This window comes from Paenibacillus sp. BT-177 (assembly GCF_025846815.2).
GTDB classification, from domain to species: domain Bacteria; phylum Bacillota; class Bacilli; order Paenibacillales; family Paenibacillaceae; genus Paenibacillus; species Paenibacillus polymyxa_C.
The window spans coordinates 643,652-658,138 of sequence record NZ_JAOYTP010000001.1 but is presented as its reverse complement, the minus strand read 5'-3'; the positions used below and the strand labels follow the sequence as shown (position 1 = coordinate 658,138).

The following is a 14,487-nucleotide window of genomic DNA, read 5'->3' as shown; positions in this document are numbered from 1 at the left end:
GGATAGTAGAGAGGATGGTTTAAATGGTTAAATTACCGCAGAAAGTACAGGACGCAATTAAAGCGTATCACGACGTCAAGGCACAAATAGACAGGGTGGTGGAGGCTCATTATTCCCATGCCGTCGAGCTGTCTACAGAACTCGAAAAAACCAACGAAGAACTTCGGAAAGCGGGGGATGCAACGCTAGACGATCCGACACCCAAAAATGTACATCGTGAGGCCGAGTTGCAACGTAAGGTTGCCGAACTCACCAGCGATCTGGAGGCGGCCAAAGCACGAGCGTCAAAGGCATCCGTACGATCATCCGAGGAGAGGAGCGCACTTGCGGAAGTGGCAATGCGTACCGGGCGGGCTGAGGCGCTGGACTATTTCCAACGGCATTATGACGATAAATTGAGGGCAATTGAGGATGCCAAGCATGTGTATTTGAGGGCGGTCTTAGATTTGCATACTCTGAAAAAAGATGCGTCTGATATCTACAGGAATGCCGTAGAGGCGACAGAGCCCGGTCGAGAGAAATGGGAAAACCGGCCCTGCTTTCCGGAAACGGCGTGGCACTGGCGCGGAGGCGGACGCCAGGTGTGGGGGATTTCCGATATGGAGATCACGAGGGCATACAAGTACGGCAGGATACTGCGTACAAGCGTAGCGCCCGGACGAGAAATCGAATAGCGATAGCACGGAGGTCCTTCGGGGCCTCTTTTTGTTATATCCAAAAGGGGGAGTACGAATGAGCAAGTCTAAACTACCGGACAGCGTCCTCGCAGATATGGAGCGCGTGACGCCCGTTATCCGACTGGTTGAATCGGTCTTAACGCACAAGCGCCCCGGTTCGTATGATTTCGCAGAAAGCTTTCCTGAGCAGGCAGCGGTATGGAACGAAGTGGCCGCAAAATTTGAAGCTTCAGACATGGCGCGTGTACAAGCAATGGGATTCCGTATGAAGAAGCTACTTCCCGCGATCGACGACGTAGACGAAGCTGTCCGGACTGGAAAGAACATAGTAGGACCGGCAATGGCGGTTTACAAGGCGTTGGGACTCCTGGTGCGTGCGATCGAAAGGACGGCGATTTAAATTTCATTCGATCTGATAGGACACTTACGCCTAGTCGACGATATGAGCCGTCCCATGCGCAAGGCTTTTAGCAGCATAACGAAGTTCGGTGTAGCGGCGACAGGACTCGGCGTAGCGGTAACGGGCGTCGGATTCGCGGCAGACTCCGTCAAGAAGGCGATGGATTTCGAGTCGCAAATGTCTACGATTCAGGCGTTAACGGGCGCAACGGATGAGCAGACGAAGGCTATGCAACAACTCGCACTCGAACAAGGCGCATTAACGAAATATAGCGCGCTTGAGGCCGCACAAGGGATCGAGGAGCTTCTCAAAGCGGGAATGACTACCGCGCAAGTCCAAGCGGGCGGTCTGAACGCGGCTTTGAATCTCGCAACAGCGGGCAGTCTTGGCCTAGCGGAATCTGCGGAAATCATGTCGACCGCGCTTAACTCGTTTAAGAAAGACGGCTTAACTGCGGCGCAAGCTGCGGACATTCTCGCCGGTACCGCGAACGCATCCGCGACTGACGTACACGACTTACGCTACTCGCTTGCTGCTGTTGGTTCCGTTGCAGACGGCGTAGGGATGTCGTTTAAGGATGCGAATACAGCGCTAGGCTTGTTTGCAAATAACGGGTTAAAGGGCTCCGATGCGGGTACGTCGCTGAAGACGATGTTATCGAACCTCGTGCCAATGACGGACAAGGCGTACGGCATGTTCGAAGACTTCAACCTCTTGACGGTTAATACGACGGATGCGCTCGCTTTTATGTCTAAGAAAGGCATCAAGTCAACGGGTACTTCCGTTCAAGCAGTTACGAAGGACATCGAAAAATACGTCGCAGCGCAGACGGGACTCAAGGTGGGTACGTCTAAGGCCGCGAAGGAAACGAAGAAGTTCCTGACTGCGAGTAATCTCATCCATTCCGCTTTCTACGATAATAAAGGCGAGATTAAGGACCTGGCGCAGGTAGCGGATTTGCTGAAGAACCGTTTCGGCAAGCTTACGAATGAGCAACGCCAATACTACTTGCATCAGATATTCGGGTCCGACGCGATTCGTGCTGGTAACATCCTCTTTAAAGAAGGCGCGGCTGGCGTTAAGAAGTTTCAGCAGGAAATGGCGAACGTAACGGCGCTTTCAGTAGCAACCAAGAAGATGGACAGCGCAGCGGGTGCCGTCGAGCAGTTCCAAGGCGCAATCGAAACGTTGCAGATTTCCGCGTTGCTTCCGACGATGCCGATCCTGAAGAAGCTTGCGCAAGCTGCCGCAGACTTCGTCGTTAAGTATACTCCGCAGATTACCGCAGCCGTACAGAGCGCAGTAACAACCGCTAAGACGTTCCTCAAGGATAACTTTATTAATAACCCTGAGTTTACGAAGCTTCCAGACATTAAAAGTAAAGTCGCGTTCGCCTTCGAAAAGATAGAAAAGGCGTTCTCCAATTGGTGGAATGGTGGGGGACGAGACGCTGTAGAGAAATTGACAGCACAGGTCGTTCAGTTCATGGCATCGTCTCTCGAAGCAGCCGTACCAACGTTTGTGAGTGTCGGGTTAAAACTTGGGTCTGGATTAATTGACGGGATACAGAAAGCGATCGCTAATGACCCTATCGCTAGTGCGGTGCTTAACGGCGGTGGCGGTGCGATAGTCGGAGGTTTGTTTGGTCCTGGTGGTGCGCTCGCAGGGGCGGCAATAGGAGCAGGCGGCGGTGCATCTAACGTCTACATTGGTCAGGGAGCGAAGTCTCTTGGATCGAGCGATGCTGTAAATGGATTCTTTGACTGGACGAATAAGCACTTGCCTACGTGGATGGGCGGTGTTCCAGACGACCAGTTGGCGGCACATAACGCGGAGCGGCGGAAAAAGCTTGGCAATAAGCACGCCGGCGGACTCGACACCGTACCTTATAACGGTTATCCCGCTACACTCCATCGTGATGAAGCGGTCCTCACGAAGCACGAAGCATCCGAATGGCGCGATCAACAACGCGGCAAGGGCAGCAACGGAGGTATCGTAGTCAATATGTACGGTACGACCATACGTGAAGACGCGGACATCGAAAAGATCGCGCGCGCGTTCGTTAAAGCATGGGCGAATTAAACTTACGGGCGGGCTGCGGCTCGCTCTTTTTACATACGGAAGGAGTTGCGTTACAATGACGAATAAGAAGCGTAAAAGACGCGCACGGCCACCGTTGGACGAGCGTCATAGGCTTGCAATCGAAATGCTAGCGCGCAAGGGCATACATGACACAATGGATGAAATTGCGTCACTATGCGGAGTTGATAGGCGGACACTGTACCGCTGGAGGCAGCGTGAGGATTTTAATAAAGAATACGAGAAGGTACACCGAGGGTTTATATCCGCAATACGTCGACGACATAAGAGTACGGTAGATTGGCTCGCGCTTTCATCGGATGAACTAACGGAGAGATGCCGAATGCTCGGCCTTATTTAAGCTGCGAGTCGGTTCGGATTCATACCGTATGCGAAATCGGTTGAAATGGCGTTATATCAGCGATATATAAGGCTTTAGCGGCTATTTATCGCGTCCCAAAAGTGTACTTTATAGCGAATTTTCCTACACGAAGCTCCTGACGCGTGGCCCCTTCGGAATTTTTCGGATACGAAAGCGTGCTAATAGCTGAGGGTCCAGTTGGGGCGCGGAGTCTCGCAGTTTTATAGCTACGGAAACTTTCGGGTATGGCGGATTTACGCTATACATTCCGGCTGCATACGTTATGCATAATGGCCGAAAGAACCAGCGCATTTCACTGCATACGCTACCAGCGGGTAGGTGGCCGGACATGGCGTAAAGCCGCGTAGCTGCGGGATTTATACGGAGTATACGCTGGTAATGTATATACAGTGCATAGGGTACGTTTATGCAGCGCGGCATCAACCGCATAACGGCGCGGGTTCCGAGCGCAGACATATTCGCATAATATGGATTTTGTGCACATGTCCGTGAATATCCGATGCATAAAAGGCGACTGGGTGGTACGTATGGCTGCGTGTGTCCGATCGAAATTAACGCTTATTTACGCTATCAAAAGCGAATGAATAAGCGTATTTTTGCGTGGAGATTGCGAGGGCCGTACCCCCAAGCGCCCCCCTCGCGCGGCCCGGAATCTGGTGCGAAAACAATCCGCGTATCAAAATAAACCTCCGAAAATTATAAAGCGCTCGTCTACGGTTATGATCCGTGGGCGGGCGCTTTTTCTTCGTTTAAGGGCGCTTGTATACCGGAAATATTTACCGTATAATATAATGGTAGCAACCGCACAGGAGCGGGAGCCTACGAAATCACATCACGCATAAATGAACGGTGAGGTCCTCGGGTACTTGTCGTCAATTTAACGTATATAATCGGTCTAAAACGTTGATACAGCGCGGTTTTCATACGCTTACTATTCGTATGTGACTTAAAATCCTGCGGTAGGTGACTACCGTACCGGTTCGATCCCGGTCCTCGGCATACTAGTTTTATTGCATGAAACCCTTGATACTCAAGGGTTTTTTGATTTTTTTGGGGTTGAGACCATAACACTCATATCACAGGGAGCGAGCGTCTTTTTCGCTTTTGGGGACGGATTGGGGACGAACTTTTGGATCGAAGATGTCAAGGTGCGCTATCGTTTTACGACTGAGCTTCTTGGTGACGTGAGCATAGGTATCTGAAGTCACCTGAGATGTGGAGTGGAATGTCGCGATCGATGTTGAAGCTCCTTGATGGATGTTCCCTGACCCAGCAAATACGTTGCATTTGTATGGCGGAGACCATGAAGTGATGCATTACGGAAATCGTTCCCCTCACACTAGTTTTTCCACTGCTGGGACGGCGTTTTATGGTAATAGGTTTCCCTGTACCTGAGTGAAAAATAAAGTTCCGATCCCTGCCTTTCCATATCCCATTTGCCTTTGCCTCAAACCTTAGTTTACGCATGTTTTTAACATGGACGACCAGTTCCTCCATATACCATTAAGGCATATCTACATAATCGTTAGGTGCTTTATTCTTAGTATCTGTAATGTCCGCCTGGCCATTTTTGGTGCTTGAAATGCTCTCGTCAATCCTCAATCTGCTGTTTTCAAAATCGCAATCGTCTTCGTCTAAAGCAATTAACTCACCGCGTCGGAATCCTCTCCATTATCGCTCCTAAGAAAAAGAGTTTCCATTTAGAGTCTGTATAAAGTAACTTATCAATTACCTCGACTGCCTCATCTTCTTCAAAGTAATTTTTGCGGTCTTTCCTGGCCTTTTTATCCTCTTTGCTAATTTGTGAACGTTTAACGCCTCCCAGGGGATTTTTGATCAGTACACGCCATTCTGTAGCTCGTTGGAATATGCTATTTGTTACATCGTAAGCATACTGGATTGTACGCGATGCAAGAGTAAACTTTTTATCTTTTTTATCAACACGGGCGCCAGGCTTTCTCATATCAGCGAATAATTTCACTAAAATCATGATTGTAATTTCATCAATAGGCATATGGCCAATTTTCGGCAGAACATGATTGTTGATTTTGGAGCAGTGAGATTCCAAAGTGGTTCCGTTCTTTAATTCTATTACGGCGTACTTCGGAACCCACTCATTTTCAATCATACAGCAAGGTATCAGCATAAAGGCAGAGAGCGTTGCGGTATAATCATTAATTCAAAACCACTAAAAAGGATCTACCCAGTTATTCGGATGAGCCTTTTTGTCGTTGAAGTAATTATCACACCATTCACCGAATGAATGATCGAGGTGATCAACATGAACTAACATATTTTGTTTACAAAATCATCCGAATAATTATGCTGACAACAACACATAAGGAAGCACTGTTGTGCAATCCGAAAGCATTGGCAACACCCCACTAGCTAAGCTAGTGGGGTGTTATTGCATTTCTACAATTAAATTCAATAAATAAAATGCAAAAATATGTTAGAATTTCAAGTGTAAAAAAAGAACATAATTGTATAATAATTCAAGTTGTACTATTATTGTAAATATTGGTTGGCCAACCATACTTGTTAAAAATAAAACATAGAAGTGCTAACTTGAAGAGAATAGCTAAGTATTCTTCCGTAATTTTATCCGTTATTTTATTATTTAATATTTTTGGTTTGACTGCAACTTCAGCTTCAGCTGAAGAAATCACTCATCAGTCTGAAGAAGTTACTGAAGAATATGACAGACAATTGGATAAAGTGTATGAAGAATACAAGGAAAATCAGTCTGGCATTCAATCTGAATTTAGTCAAAATCATATTACTCCGTTTGCAGCTCAACCAGCATCAATTGGTCATATAATTAAGTTTACAATACAACAACTTTTCAAAAAAAGGTAGTTCTGTTGCTGTTCAAACCACAACAAGAAATGTTATTACAAACTTAACTAAACATGCCATTGAGGAGGCTATCAAAGACGGAATTACTACTCTTATGATTGACAACCTGCTTGAAGGTAAAGCATCAGGTATGAGAGCAGTTGAAAAATATGTTGATATCCAAACAGGAGCTCGTGTTGTTTATGACCCTAATAATAGAGTAATAGCCATTTTGGATAATGGTGCGAATGATGTAATCACAATTTATAGCGATAACGGTAAGGACACTATTAATTACCGAGTAATTGTGAAAAAGCGTTGGTTTAAGTCTATGTGGAATTTTAAATAAAGAGGAGAAAACAATGGCTATTCTTAAAGACAAAAATGAAGAAGGAACATGGGTTGAATTTACATTCAAATATCTTATCCCGGGTGAACGTGAAGGGTGTCAGCTCAATTTCAAATACTTTAAAACAAATAGAAAGGTATATGATTTGGATTTTGGGTGGACCAATATCACACTTAAGAATTATATTGAAGCAACCTCGCAATTTCTCGTAGAAAGTTTGAATGGATTCTACTCCTCATTCGAGAAAGACCTTTATGAGTTAAGCTGGGAAGAACTTGACTCGGGTACTCTATATCAGCTGAATTTTTACGGTTCCCAACAAGACTTCTGCCTTTTTGCTACTAAAGAAGCAATAAGACAGTTTGGCGCCGATTTACAGACGGATTGGGATCTGGCTCCGTTGCATTAAACTTAAAATTAAGGTTCGCTGGATAAGTGGCAAGTCTTTTTCTGTCGTTAAAGGAATACTACACCAATTCAGCAAATGCCTATTTTGAGGTGAATAGCATGAACCATACATATAAAGTGTTAAAGTCGGATATAGAACTATTCGCTGCTGCATTAAGCCATTAAGAGTATACGTTGTTCAGTGAAGGTAATGGCTTGTGGGAAAGCAGTCGGATTATCATACCAGAACACAAGGAAGTGTACTTAAAACTCATGAAAGACCGTCAGCGGGGAGGCAAGCCGGAACTTGACGATCAGGAAGCCCAGTTGATCGAGCAAGCGCTTATAGAGTCCTACAACACATGTCAACCTATAACATTGGTGATTTTTAGCCCGTTCGATGACGAAGAACTCACAGGTGTAATCACGTCTATAAATACTGCTCGTAGGGAAGTAAAACTGTTTCGTGGCGAGGATAATTTTAGTTTGATCAAGTTGGAGGGTATCATTTCAGCAAGTATCTAGCAAAAATCTAAGAGGAGTAAATATTCTACTGACGTTATCCAACAAACAAGAAATGTTTTCAACCCCTTACCTGCGACAATCCAAGTCGAAGTCTTTCTAGGAGCATTTGATGCTAGTGTTTTAGCTGATTAACTAAAAAAGAAGAATCCTATATGTGTCTGGAAAATAACAAAAGAGGCAGGGGGATCCCTGCCTTCGGCGTTTTATAATTCTACGTCTGAGAAAAGCGGAGTGGACAAATAACGCTCACCTGTATCAGGTAATATGACCACGATCATCTTGCCTTTGTTTTCTGGAAGTTTCGCAATTTGTGTTGCTGCATAAACCGCAGCCCCAGAAGAAATACCAACAAGCAGCCCTTCTGTTTTGGCAAGCAGGCGAGCAGTTTCAAACGCATCTTCGTTTTTAACTTTTAAAACCTCATCTACATATTCTTCATTAAAGTTATTTGGAATAAAACCAGCACCGAGTCCTTGTAGTTGATGTGAACCTGGAGTACCGCCAGACAGCACTGGTGAATCGAACGGTTCGACGGCTATCACTTTTACAGAAGGTTTTCGTTCCTTCAATGCCTGTCCAACGCCCGAAATAGTTCCACCTGTACCTACGCCCGCGATAAAAATATCTACACCGCCGTCCGTATCATCCCAGATTTCCACAGCTGTAGTTTTGCGATGAATTTCTGGATTGGCAGGATTGCTAAACTGCTGTGGTATGAAAGAGTTTGGTGTTTCGGCAGCCAAGAGCTCAGCACGCTTGATAGCGCCTCTCATCCCCTCGGATCCCGGTGTTAACACAAGCTCAGCACCGAACGCAGTCAAAAGCTTGCGACGTTCGATACTAAACGTTTCAGGAAGTGTAATTATAAGTTTGTATCCAAGAGCCGCAGCCGCAAATGCAAGTCCGATTCCAGTATTGCCACTTGTCGGCTCGATAATAATGGAGTCTTTATTGATTAAGCCTTTCTCCTCAGCGTCTTTAATCATAGCATATCCAATGCGGTCCTTAACGCTACCAGCCGGATTGAGATATTCCAACTTTGCTACCACGTTTGCCTCAATATTTTGGATTTGGCTGTAGTTTAACAGTGCTAACAAAGGAGTATTTCCAATTAACTCTGTCAATTTTTGATGAATTTTAGTCAAAATTATCCCTCCAAACAATTAATTCATATCTACTTACTGTGACATACATATTATCACGAATTTTTATTCATAACCATGTCCTGTTAATTCATAGTGAGGAGCAGGAACGGATGGAACAGTTTAAGCCTAAGGTGCTATTCATAAAAAAATAGACCAAGTTTATTCAGAACCAAGAGAGTCATTAAGAATGTATACGGTGTATCATTTTTTAATTTCAGAATAATTATCACGGTTCATAATCAACTGGATTTTTCCCAGGATTTTGTATTTAATAGAAGGCAAAAAGAGCAGTAAGGAATTAATCCTTCTGCTCTTTTTATTGGGGACAGACTCTAGTGTTTTGTATAGATTACAGTCCAAATGAGAACATATACGGACATATAAAAGCCTTGAGAATACTGGCTTGTGGAACTGTGTGCCACTACAGTGTATTAAAAACTCATAACATAAAATCCTGCGATAGGTGATTACCGTACCGGTTCAATCCTGGTCCTCGGCATTTCATGTTTTATCTCGATCTCATCAGTGTTAATCGGATGAAAATAACGCTAGGTCCTGTGTAGCTGTAATGGAGCAATCCGTAAGTACACAGGACCAACGAAGCGCCTTACCGTTAGTATGCGGAGGAGGCGTTGTTATTTTGATAAATTACATGCTATAAAAATCCAGTTTAGTTTTGTGTTTTGTAAGGATAATTATGCCACCAAGTGATTTGTTATCTTAATCTGGATATTGATACATCATCCAAAAGAATGGTGGCAAAAGCATCCTGCGCTGTAACACGGAACACTAAATCTCTAGAGACTGTCCCCGAATTCCCTGAGATTGAGAAGGTACGGGAGACTCTCTCATATTGTGATGAAGGTAGCGAGTTTAGCTGAATTGTGTAGGTTTGCTCTCCTAGACTAATTTGAAGCCGACCGCCGAAAGGCCTGATCAAATTACGTACCCAGAAGGTCACACGGTATCTTCTTCCTCTACTCAGATCGGAAATCGTTTGTCTAAGCGAGACGCTGTGCCCCGGGTTAGCTGAGATTCTGACGGCTTGATTGCCACTGTGCGGGTTGGTTCTGGTAATAAAGATTTGACCTGTCACGTTGCTGACGTTTGCAATCCAAGGTGTCAAATCCTGATCTTCAAAGCCACCGTTTCTAACAACAGCCTGGGTAGGCAAAATTTTTTTCTTCTTCAATGTGTGAGGTTGTATAGGGGATCTATTCATCCCTCTACGGACAGTAGTTGTACTTTTTCCAGCTTTTTTAGGTTTCATTTAAGCCAACTCTCTTTCTGTAAAAAATGTATTTTGTATTAGTAGTTTATGAAAGTGTGAATAATAGTGTTCATATTAAGAGAAACCAAAAATACCGTCGTAGGGCGGTATTTTTTTGGTTACGTAATTACAGCGAAGAAAGGGTGTGATATTTACACAAAGCGACTCGTATTGCTTTTGAATCTATCAAGCTCGAACGTGAGTTGGGGATCTATAAGAACTGTTAATTAGACTGGGCCTTACGACCTTTTCAGTGCAGCTTTTTCGACTTTATAGTGCAAAATCTTGTAACAGAGAGTCAAAGCCCTTCTATTGCATAAGTTGCTATAATCGTTGGTACAGCAACTTTTTACAGAAAGACCATCGGAGACAAGAATGATCCCGAAAATCGCAGGAATGCTTGTTATTCAGGAACTCTTAGCAAAGATTGCAGCATAGGAAACGCGTAGTGATGCAGATCAATTCAGCCGCATTTGAACAGTGAATTTTACGCACAAATTTTGATTTGGCCATGGAAGGTGGGTTCAGTAAAGCTGATATGAGTCTGACATACCATATGGAACAGTTAAGAGTCCGTTTTATGAATTTTATTAACTATGTATATATTGTAATGGATAAAAAAACAGGAGACATTGCCATTGTCGATCCGTCATGGGATATATTAAAAATAGAGTCATTTCTTCGACAGTTGAATGGTAATCTAAGAGCCATTTTATTAACCCATTCACATTTAGATCATGTTAATTTGGTAAATCCGCTCCTGGAAAAGTATAGACCGCACGTATTCATGTCAATACAAGAAATCGATTATTACCATTTTAGATGTAAAAATTTACATCCTATTAAAGATGGGGACTTTATCAAACTTGGAGAAACAGAAATTATAAGTCTTCTGACCCCTGGGCATACCATGGGAAGTGTGTGCTATCTTTTATCCAATCACTTATTTACGGGGGATACCATTTTCATTGAAGGTTGTGGATTTTGTGATCCGAATGGAGGAGATCCGAAAGACTTATATCATAGCGTTCAAAAAATAAAGCGAGAGGTTGATAGCTCCATTCAAATTTATCCTGCTCATTCATATGGTAAAGCACCTGGTTTCCCACTCAGTCACCTTATGGATGAAAATATTTATTTTCAATTTACGAGTATGAAACCGTTTATTAATTTCAGAATGCGTCCCAACCAAAAAGGTCTATTCAATTTCAAATGAGTTGGTAAAAAGGGTGAGTTCTAAAGGGGGATATGGCATCCCCCCCTAAAGATAGACTGGGGTGTTGCCAAAATGGCAATTGACACTGTTTGGGCAGAGGATTATAATGGAAATATACTATTCCATTTATATGATTATATGAAAAATAAAGGAACTTGTTTGCGGTTAATCGCTGGCGGGTCACGTTAACCACTGATGAGGGACATATCGTGAGAGATTGTAGCTTATCAATCAGGATAAGTGAAAGGGCGAAGCTATGCATATACTGGCAGCGGACATTATAGGAGTTGATTTTGGCAGTATGTTTTGTTAGGAGATGAGCGGAGTGAATTGGTATGTGCTTTTTGTGCGAACGGGTAGGGAAGAAAGGGTTAAACAACTTTTTAATAAGTGGTTTGATTCTGAAGTTTACAAACCATTTATACCGATCCAAGAGAGACTTTTTAAAGTAGCAGGAACAGTCAAGAAAGAATTAGCACCTTTGTTCCCCAGTTATGTATTTATTGAGTCCAACTTACCTGACTTACAGTTCGTAACAAGTACAAATTCAATGATTTATACTTCCAGTGATATCATTCGTTTATTGAGATATTCGAAGTTAGAAGCCTCCATGCGAGATTGCGAGAGACAAGTTTTAGAGAGTTTATGCAATGATAGATATTGTATAGAATGCTCAACTGGAATTATTGAAGGAGACAATATACGTATCATAGAAGGACCACTTAAAGGAAGAAGCAGCATAGTTAAGAAGATAGACAGGCATAAAAGACAGGCGGTTATTCAGTTAGAATTTATGGGTGATATCAGACTAGTGAACGTAGCTTTAGAAATTATTAGTAAAGTTTAAATAGAACAATTGTGAGAATATTTTTCTCCATGTGGAAGCTTTCAGAGCCCTTAAGGGATTTGAAGGTTTTTTTGGTTTGGGCTTGCCTGTTCATAGGGGGATATGCATGTGGTTTTGTATACGGAACAGCTCATATTGACGCGGGAAGATACTGTGATGAAGGCGGCTGTAAGTTTTGTACATGCAGTTTGTCATGCCGGTGCTTCTCTCGATCCAGAGATTTTTCATTCAGATGAATGTAGCTACTTTGAGAGCCTGCTATTCCAGCGCCGAAAATCCAACTTTCTGCTCGGCAGGCTAAGTGCTAAACAAGCAGCATCGTTGCTGTTGAGTGAGTCGAACCTGAGCAACATAAGCGTGGAGACAGGTGTTTTCGGCCAGCCCTTGCTTCGAACTACCGGCGCCCCTGGATACCAAGTGAGCATCGCCCACTGTGATGATATTGGGACCGCTGTTGTTTTTCCAGAAGCGCATCCTATGGGGATTGATATTGAGAGAATAAGTCCTAACCGAAATAAGACCATGGAAAGCCAGTTGACGATGGAAGAAAGAGAAAGAATCGCAGCCGTTCGGGGAGTAGAGGAGTACTCTGTTTTATTGACGGTTTCTTGGACGGTAAAGGAGGCGATTTCGAAAATATTGCGCACCGGTTTTACAGCATCATTGCAAGTGCTTGAAATTAACGAGATCAGATTTAAAAGTGGATGCTTTCAGAGTACATTTTCGCACTTTCCACAATATGCTGCCCAGTCGTATCGGTTGGGTAACTACATCTTTACTATTGCAGCACCAAGGAAGACAGAATGGAATATGAACATGTCTCGATTGTATGAGCAATTTAATCCGCTTTTTCATCAAAGTTATTTGTAGATAGTCCAATTTTAGGAGGGTAAACATGCGTAAAGAAGAAGTGTTTGAACTCGTTAAAGGTTGTATTTGTGAAGTGCTCCCGGAATTAAATGATCACCAGTTCCAGTATGAGGATCGTTTGGTAGACTTGGGTGCGGATTCGGTAGATCGAGCCGATATTGTAATGAAGACCATGGAAGCATTATCTCTTAATATTCCGCGCGTTGAGTTATCTGGCGTGAAAAATATAGGAGAATTGGCAGATGCGCTCTATGCCAAATTATAAACAGTCTGAGTTAGTTATTACGGGCATTGGTGTTACTTCGGCGATTGGCCAGGGGAAGGCTGCCTTTGCTTCCGCATTATTCAAAGGGCAACATGCATTTGGAGTCATGCAACGTCCCGGCAGAGGAGGAGAAGCTTCATTTATAGGTGCGGAGCTACCAACCCTATCTTATCCGGAGTCCATATCCAAACGAATGTTACGAACCGCATCATTTTCAGGACAGGTGGCAATGGTTACCCTTCAAGAAGCCTGGGATGATGCTAAACTGGATCACGTCGACCCTAGCCGCATTGGGCTCGTGATTGGAGGATCTAATTTTCAGCAACGGGAATTATTTCAGACCTATGAGGCTTATCGGGAAAAAATGCACTTTGTACCTCCAACCTATGGGCTTTCCTTTATGGATACTGATTTATGCGGACTATGTACCGAGCAATTCGGCATTCAAGGGTTAGCGTATACTGTCGGAGGGGCTTCTGCAAGTGGACAAGTCGCCATCATTCAAGCGATTGAGGCAATTCAAGCAAATCGGGTTGATGTATGCATTGCGATGGGGGCGATGATGGATATTTCGTATTTGGAATGCCAGGCGTTGCGATCCTTGGGGGCCATGGGAAGCGACCGATACGCTAATGAACCGGCAAAGGCTTGTCGCCCCTTTGATCAGATGCGCGACGGGTTCATATATGGGGAATCTTGCGGAGTTATCGTTATTGAGCGGTCAGATTTTGCAATGAAGCGTCAGGAGAAATCCTATGCAAAGCTTACAGGCTGGGACATGGGGATGGATCGGAATCGAAATCCCAATCCCTCTTATGAAGGTGAGGTTCAGGTGATTAAAAGGGCCTTGAAGAAAGCGAAGCTGCAGCCAGAAAAGATTGATTATATTAATCCCCACGGGACAGGCTCAGTCGTTGGGGACGAGATCGAAATAAAGGCAATACAGGATTGTAATTTATCGCACGCTTACATCAATGCAACCAAATCCATTATCGGTCATGGCCTGAGCGCGGCTGGAACGGTTGAAATTATTGCTACTCTTTTACAAATGAAGGAGTCGAAACTTCATCCTACACGTAATTTGGAGAAGCCTATCGGAGTGGATTGCAACTGGGTGAAAAATGAGCCCATTCCAGCAGTTATTCATAATACTATGAACCTAAGCATGGGGTTTGGCGGAATCAATACTGCCATTTGTATGCAAAAGTGTGAGTCGGGTATTTAAGAAAGGGGGAGC

The 14,487-nt window shown here is 43.9% G+C and carries 16 protein-coding genes and 1 pseudogene; 14 read left to right on the top strand and 3 right to left on the bottom strand.

Annotation, left to right across the window (positions count from 1 at the left end; all coding sequences use genetic code 11):
* Window positions 1–23: 23 nt before the first annotated feature.
* The 5 genes and pseudogenes from OIU26_RS02960 (at window position 24) to OIU26_RS02940 (ending at window position 3,517) form a co-directional block, all read left to right on the top strand.
* Complete coding sequence (locus OIU26_RS02960) at window positions 24–674, top strand: hypothetical protein (protein ID WP_264215896.1); 651 nt, start codon at window positions 24–26, stop codon at window positions 672–674.
* Between the two features lie 58 nt (window positions 675–732).
* A complete protein-coding gene (locus OIU26_RS02955) occupies window positions 733–1,077 on the top strand; it encodes a hypothetical protein (RefSeq protein ID WP_264215895.1) in 345 nt (114 codons plus the stop codon).
* Window positions 1,078–1,119: 42 nt separating this feature from the next.
* Window positions 1,120–1,758 (top strand): annotated as a pseudogene (locus OIU26_RS02950) (phage tail tape measure protein); the annotation flags it as partial.
* 159 nt (window positions 1,759–1,917) lie between these two features.
* Window positions 1,918–3,159, top strand: a complete 1,242-nt coding sequence (locus OIU26_RS02945) for a phage tail tape measure protein (RefSeq protein WP_436449026.1) — start codon at window positions 1,918–1,920, stop codon at window positions 3,157–3,159.
* Between the two features lie 55 nt (window positions 3,160–3,214).
* Complete coding sequence (locus tag OIU26_RS02940; RefSeq protein WP_264215894.1) at window positions 3,215–3,517, top strand: phBC6A51 family helix-turn-helix protein; 303 nt, start codon at window positions 3,215–3,217, stop codon at window positions 3,515–3,517.
* Between the two features lie 1,669 nt (window positions 3,518–5,186).
* Here OIU26_RS02940 and OIU26_RS02935 read toward each other — a convergent pair.
* Window positions 5,187–5,666: a hypothetical protein gene (locus OIU26_RS02935; protein WP_264215893.1), complete on the bottom strand. Its 480-nt coding sequence runs from the start codon at window positions 5,664–5,666 to the stop codon at window positions 5,187–5,189.
* A 440-nt stretch (window positions 5,667–6,106) separates the two neighbouring features.
* On the opposite strand from OIU26_RS02935, the gene OIU26_RS02930 reads away from it, so the two are divergent.
* The 4 genes from OIU26_RS02930 (at window position 6,107) to OIU26_RS02915 (ending at window position 7,637) form a co-directional block, all read left to right on the top strand.
* On the top strand, window positions 6,107–6,397 hold the full coding sequence (locus OIU26_RS02930) for a hypothetical protein (RefSeq protein ID WP_264215892.1): 291 nt from the start codon (window positions 6,107–6,109) through the stop codon (window positions 6,395–6,397).
* Between the two features lie 94 nt (window positions 6,398–6,491).
* Entirely contained in the window at window positions 6,492–6,725 is a 234-nt protein-coding gene (locus tag OIU26_RS02925) for a hypothetical protein (protein ID WP_264215891.1), read from the top strand.
* Window positions 6,726–6,738: 13 nt separating this feature from the next.
* Window positions 6,739–7,134: a hypothetical protein gene (locus OIU26_RS02920; protein ID WP_264215890.1), complete on the top strand. Its 396-nt coding sequence runs from the start codon at window positions 6,739–6,741 to the stop codon at window positions 7,132–7,134.
* Window positions 7,135–7,307: 173 nt separating this feature from the next.
* A complete protein-coding gene (locus tag OIU26_RS02915; protein ID WP_264215889.1) occupies window positions 7,308–7,637 on the top strand; it encodes a YolD-like family protein in 330 nt (109 codons plus the stop codon).
* Window positions 7,638–7,840: 203 nt separating this feature from the next.
* On the opposite strand, the gene cysK is transcribed toward OIU26_RS02915, so the two are convergent.
* Together cysK and OIU26_RS02905 are read right to left on the bottom strand one after the other, a co-directional pair.
* On the bottom strand, window positions 7,841–8,782 hold the full coding sequence (cysK, locus tag OIU26_RS02910; protein WP_264215888.1) for a cysteine synthase A: 942 nt from the start codon (window positions 8,780–8,782) through the stop codon (window positions 7,841–7,843).
* A 715-nt stretch (window positions 8,783–9,497) separates the two neighbouring features.
* Window positions 9,498–10,052, bottom strand: a complete 555-nt coding sequence (locus OIU26_RS02905) for a carbohydrate binding domain-containing protein (RefSeq protein ID WP_129549596.1) — start codon at window positions 10,050–10,052, stop codon at window positions 9,498–9,500.
* A gap of 556 nt (window positions 10,053–10,608) precedes the next feature.
* Here OIU26_RS02905 and OIU26_RS02900 point away from each other — a divergent pair.
* From OIU26_RS02900 to OIU26_RS02880, 5 genes are all read left to right on the top strand, one after another.
* Window positions 10,609–11,268: an MBL fold metallo-hydrolase gene (locus tag OIU26_RS02900; RefSeq protein WP_264215887.1), complete on the top strand. Its 660-nt coding sequence runs from the start codon at window positions 10,609–10,611 to the stop codon at window positions 11,266–11,268.
* Between the two features lie 325 nt (window positions 11,269–11,593).
* Window positions 11,594–12,115, top strand: a complete 522-nt coding sequence (loaP, locus tag OIU26_RS02895) for an antiterminator LoaP (protein WP_013371942.1) — start codon at window positions 11,594–11,596, stop codon at window positions 12,113–12,115.
* A gap of 108 nt (window positions 12,116–12,223) precedes the next feature.
* Complete coding sequence (locus OIU26_RS02890) at window positions 12,224–12,985, top strand: 4'-phosphopantetheinyl transferase superfamily protein (RefSeq protein ID WP_264215886.1); 762 nt, start codon at window positions 12,224–12,226, stop codon at window positions 12,983–12,985.
* 25 nt (window positions 12,986–13,010) lie between these two features.
* Window positions 13,011–13,250, top strand: a complete 240-nt coding sequence (locus OIU26_RS02885) for an acyl carrier protein (RefSeq protein WP_264215885.1) — start codon at window positions 13,011–13,013, stop codon at window positions 13,248–13,250.
* Entirely contained in the window at window positions 13,228–14,475 is a 1,248-nt protein-coding gene (locus OIU26_RS02880; protein ID WP_264215884.1) for a beta-ketoacyl synthase N-terminal-like domain-containing protein, read from the top strand. The genes OIU26_RS02885 and OIU26_RS02880 overlap by 23 nt, the downstream gene beginning before the upstream one ends.
* Window positions 14,476–14,487: the final 12 nt, after the last annotated feature.

Bases quoted from the DNA above. Each gene is read 5' to 3' on its own strand.
- OIU26_RS02885 (WP_264215885.1), top strand. From the start codon at position 13,011: ATGCGTAAAGAAGAAGTGTTTGAACTCGTTAAAGGTTGTATTTGTGAA.
- OIU26_RS02935 (WP_264215893.1), bottom strand. From the start codon at position 5,666: ATGATTGAAAATGAGTGGGTTCCGAAGTACGCCGTAATAGAATTAAAG.
- OIU26_RS02880 (WP_264215884.1), top strand. From the start codon at position 13,228: ATGCGCTCTATGCCAAATTATAAACAGTCTGAGTTAGTTATTACGGGC.
- OIU26_RS02920 (WP_264215890.1), top strand. From the start codon at position 6,739: ATGGCTATTCTTAAAGACAAAAATGAAGAAGGAACATGGGTTGAATTT.
- OIU26_RS02925 (WP_264215891.1), top strand. From the start codon at position 6,492: ATGATTGACAACCTGCTTGAAGGTAAAGCATCAGGTATGAGAGCAGTT.
- OIU26_RS02960 (WP_264215896.1), top strand. From the start codon at position 24: ATGGTTAAATTACCGCAGAAAGTACAGGACGCAATTAAAGCGTATCAC.
- OIU26_RS02955 (WP_264215895.1), top strand. From the start codon at position 733: ATGAGCAAGTCTAAACTACCGGACAGCGTCCTCGCAGATATGGAGCGC.
- OIU26_RS02905 (WP_129549596.1), bottom strand. From the start codon at position 10,052: ATGAAACCTAAAAAAGCTGGAAAAAGTACAACTACTGTCCGTAGAGGG.
- OIU26_RS02940 (WP_264215894.1), top strand. From the start codon at position 3,215: ATGACGAATAAGAAGCGTAAAAGACGCGCACGGCCACCGTTGGACGAG.
- OIU26_RS02900 (WP_264215887.1), top strand. From the start codon at position 10,609: ATGGAACAGTTAAGAGTCCGTTTTATGAATTTTATTAACTATGTATAT.